Here is a 362-nt window from a genome sequence, read left to right as displayed (position 1 = left end):
AAGGACAGATGAAATGTGCGGGCAAAGACCCGTCGTCTGCTTCCCAGCAGTTTTACTCCCTTGTGTCATAAGCAATACTTATCATATCGACATTTCTCGTCCCGACACCCTTACTGCAACAGAACCCCTTGGCCAGGCCCGGCGCGAGTGTGGTTCGCGGTGTCTTCGTCTTCTTCATCGCACAGCTCAAAAATTCGCTACCCAATTTTAACGTGGGCCTTACTGCAACAGAACCAAGCCTGAAGCGGCGCGGGCAACTCAGCCTGTATTGTCCCGACGGCGACCTGAAGGCGCTGTTCATCAACGACACGCCCTACCAGAAGGGCGTGTCGGGTCAGTCCCGGACGTACAGCGATGCGTAC

The 362-nt window shown here is 55.2% G+C and carries 1 protein-coding gene; it reads left to right on the top strand.

The window, feature by feature from the left end; genetic code table 11:
* Positions 1-128: 128 nt before the first annotated feature.
* On the top strand, positions 129-362 hold a 234-nt coding region (locus AB3X89_RS40350), incomplete at its 3' end, for a hypothetical protein (protein ID WP_368588077.1).

Origin of the sequence: Paraburkholderia sp. BR14320, from assembly GCF_040948665.1 — a bacterium.
GTDB classification, from domain to species: Bacteria; Pseudomonadota; Gammaproteobacteria; order Burkholderiales; family Burkholderiaceae; genus Paraburkholderia; species Paraburkholderia youngii.
The sequence above is the reverse complement of the archived record's forward strand: the minus strand, read 5'-3'. Positions and strand labels throughout refer to the sequence as shown.